General features: G+C 68.5%; 1 protein-coding gene. It reads right to left on the reverse strand.

Features of this window, described 5'->3' with window-relative positions; genetic code table 11:
• On the reverse strand, nt 1–342 hold a 342-nt coding region (locus CWM66_RS28320), incomplete at its 3' end, for a hypothetical protein (protein WP_199200086.1).
• Nucleotides 343–498 lie beyond the last annotated feature (156 nt).

Genomic DNA, 498 nt, shown 5'->3' on the forward strand with positions numbered 1-498 from the left:
GGCACGCAGCGAGCGTACCTGGCCTGGAAAACGTGCCGTGGCCGCGCCGTTGCTGCCATCGATCGGCGCGAGCAGGCCCTGCACCTCGAGTTCGCGCATGATCCGGCCGGAGGATGCCGGTGCGACGAGAATGCCGCTGGACTCGGCGACATCGGCGGCAATGGTGGTGCTTTCGAGGGCTTCGGCGGCGCCCGTTTCAGCCTGGGCAGCGTCGGCCTGCTCGGTGCTCTCGCCGGGAGTGCCACGCGTCGCGTCGATTGGGGCCGGCGTTTCTCCGCAGGCGGTGAGGGCCGCGGCAAACAACAGGCACAGGGGGAGCATGCAATAACGGGAAGGGTTCATGGGGATACGGTTTCCTGCGAAGGAGAGACGGCCGCGACGATCGGCTGGCCGGTGAGGCGCTGGATTTCGATGAGTGCCTGCTGGGCCTGCACGGCCACGTCGAGCTGGCGCCTGCGTGCGCTCACGCGCATCGCCTGCAGCTGCGACCATTCGAGA

The organism is Kosakonia sp. H7A (assembly GCF_003028445.1).
Classification (GTDB): domain Bacteria; phylum Pseudomonadota; class Gammaproteobacteria; order Enterobacterales; family Enterobacteriaceae; genus Kosakonia; species Kosakonia radicincitans.